The 2,771-nt window shown below is 65.6% G+C and carries 3 protein-coding genes; 1 reads left to right on the plus strand and 2 read right to left on the minus strand.

What is annotated here, in order from left to right; translation table 11 throughout:
* Both ACILRA_RS21815 and ACILRA_RS21820 read right to left on the minus strand, forming a co-directional pair.
* Positions 1-913, minus strand: a 913-nt coding sequence (locus tag ACILRA_RS21815; protein WP_395664139.1) for an aromatic ring-hydroxylating dioxygenase subunit alpha, incomplete at its 3' end; no start/stop codon positions are given.
* Positions 910-2,043 (minus strand): aromatic ring-hydroxylating dioxygenase subunit alpha, encoded by a 1,134-nt coding sequence (locus tag ACILRA_RS21820; protein ID WP_395664140.1) that lies wholly within the window; start codon positions 2,041-2,043, stop codon positions 910-912. The genes ACILRA_RS21820 and ACILRA_RS21815, both read right to left, overlap by 4 nt.
* A gap of 147 nt (positions 2,044-2,190) precedes the next feature.
* Here ACILRA_RS21820 and ACILRA_RS21825 point away from each other — a divergent pair.
* Positions 2,191-2,771, plus strand: a 581-nt coding sequence (locus ACILRA_RS21825; protein ID WP_395664141.1) for a TetR family transcriptional regulator, incomplete at its 3' end; no start/stop codon positions are given.

The raw sequence follows: 2,771 nt of genomic DNA on the forward strand, positions 1-2,771 counted from the left end.
GCCTTGTGCACCCCTCTGACACCGGGATTTCCTGGTAGAACAGCATCCCGTCCGGGGTGATCGAGAAGACCTGGTTGGGGAACAGCCCGTAATAGGTCCAGGCCTTCTGCAGGTGCCGGGGCAATTCCGGGCGCGGCGGCGAGATCTTCACATAGTTGCGCACCGACCACAGCCTGCCCGGCGCATCGCCAAACCAGCCGATCGACATCGACAGGCCGTTGGCCAGATGATTGTCGCGGTAGGTCCGCCCATAGAGTTCCTGCAGGCCGGGATGCGCGAGGGCGACGTGGTAGCCCTCATTGTCCACGTCGCGCACGGACTTCCAGTTGACGGGCAGTTCGGAGGTCCAGCCGGGCATGCCGGACGGCACCACATCCTTCAGCGCGTAGGCGGTGAAGTCGGCGTCGAACGGCGCCAGCAGTTCCGCCACATCCGGCTGCGGGCCCGGCGAAAAGCGGATGAAGATGAAGCCGTGATGGATCTGCATCTCGATCGGCTTGAGTGAAAATTCCTCGCGCTTCATCTCACCGAAGGAGTGAGGTTGCGCCGGGCCCCGCAGGCTGCCGTCCAGATTGTACACCCAGCCGTGGAACGGGCAGACGATCGCCCCCTTGCAATTGCCCTGCGCCCCATCAACCACGCGCGCGCCGCGATGCCGGCAGAGATTGTGGAAGGCGCGGACGGTGCCGTCTTTCCCGCGCATGACGACGGCGCGCTCGCCCAGCATGTCGAAGGACAGCCAGTCACCCGGATCCGGCACGTCCGAAACATGACCGGCAATCATCCAGTGGGTGAGGAAGAGCTTCTCCCGCTCCAGATTGAAGAGGGCCCTGGAATGATAGGTCCAGGCCGGGAGGCCGCGGCGGTCCCAATCGTTGGGGGTGGCGAGTGTCTGATAGGGAAGCTGTATCATGCCGCGTCCTCCATGGCCGCCTTCACCCACTGGTGAAAGCGGTAGATCTCGTATTCTTCCGGCATCAGCCGCGCCGCCGTGAAGGCGGGTGAGCGCATGCCGCGGTGGTTCATCTCGGCGGCCTGGCCGTCCTGCTCCAGCACGGTCCGGGCGAAAGAGGCGAGCCGTGCGGCATCAAAACCCGGCTGCGCCATGGTGTCAGCGGGGACATGCCATTCGGCAACCAGCCTGGTGGTTTCGGTTCCCACCGGCAGGATGCGGACCGAGCGCACATGGTCCACATGCGCCACGACATAGGCCGACGGCCACAAGGTGACGAAGGAATAGCCAGCCTGCCGCTGGGCATCGGTCAGACCCGGAAATTCCGGCCCGCACGGCGCTCCGTCCACCGTCCAGGTCCGGGCGCCGCTCCTGAGGTTGGGACGGGCCGGTTCTTCCGGCGTCCAGCCCAGCGCCTCTGACGGACCCATGATGCCGCGGCTATAGACCGGCACCATATCGCAGAGTTCGGGGTGAATGCCCGGGCAGTGCAGGCATTCCGAGTAGTTCTCCCAGAAGACCTTCCAGTTGCAGGCGACATCCGCCTCCCAGCGGTGGCAGGTGACGAGCGTATCCATCGGCCAGTTGTCCAGCGTCCCGAGCCCCACATCGGCATGGATGTGACCAGGTTCGGACGACAGGTTGAGGAAGAGGAAGCCATTCCATTCACGGGTTGAGACAGGCTTGAGGCCATGGGCCTGCCGGTCGAAGTCCGCCGAGGGCACGGCATGGCCGGTCGAGACGAGACGGCCGTCGGCGGCCGCGAAGGAGAAGGCGTGATAGGGGCAGCGGATGAGCCTGCCCACCTCCTCCTCTTCCGCCCGGCAAAGCTCGGAGCCGCGGTGCGGGCAGCTGTTGTGCCAGGCGGCGAGCTTGCCATCGGCATCGCGCACCACGATGACAGGGGCCGCACCGAGCGTCACCCGGCGTATCCGTCCAGCGGGAAAGTCCGCGGCACGTCCAGCCATGACCCATTGCCGGGCAAACACCGTCGCCATCTCGCGCTCATGCCAGGCGGGGTCCATATAGGCCGCGCGCGGCAGGCCTTCGGGGCAGCTTTCGAGGCGCGGGGACTGCGGGTGGCGGTCCATCAGCGCATCTCCGCCTTGTATACAGGCTCCTGGCTGGACAGATCGGTCATGGGCGCTCCGGATGCGGACTTTGGACATCCGGAGACTGGCATCCGATTGACTGGATTGTCAATCAGGGCATAATTCGGACCTGGAGGATGATCCACCGTGCCCCTGACAGAGACCGCCGCAAGCCGCCAGGCACCGCGCACCCGCACCCGGGACTTGCGCCGCGCCCAGGTGATCGAGGCCACGATCCAGTGCATCGCCGAGCAAGGGTTTTCCCGCACCAAGGTGACGGACGTGGCGGCACGCGCGGGGATCAGCCACGGACTGGTGCTGTTTCACTTCCAGTCCAAGGAGAACCTCCTGGCTGAGACGCTGGACTATCTTTCGGAAGAATACCGGCAGAATTGGCAGGCGGCTCTGAGTGCGGCCGCCGAGGCGCCCGAGGCGCAGATCCTTGCGTTGATCGAGGCCGACTTCAACCCCACGATCCGCACGCCCCAGCGGCTCGCGGCATGGTGCGCCTTCTGGGGCGAAAGCCAGAGCAGGCCGCTCTACCAGGCGCGCTGCGCCGTCAATGACGGGGCCTACAACGCAGCAATGACCAGTCTTTGCGCCCGCATGAACGAGTTGCATGGCTACACCCACCATCCCGAGCGTGCGGCCCGCCTGATCCGCATCACGGCAGAGGGCGTCTGGCTCGACATGATCACGCTCGAAGACCCCTATCCGGTGGCGGAAGC

It is taken from the genome of Aestuariivirga sp. (assembly GCF_044239095.1).
Lineage (GTDB): Bacteria > Pseudomonadota > Alphaproteobacteria > Rhizobiales > Aestuariivirgaceae > Aestuariivirga.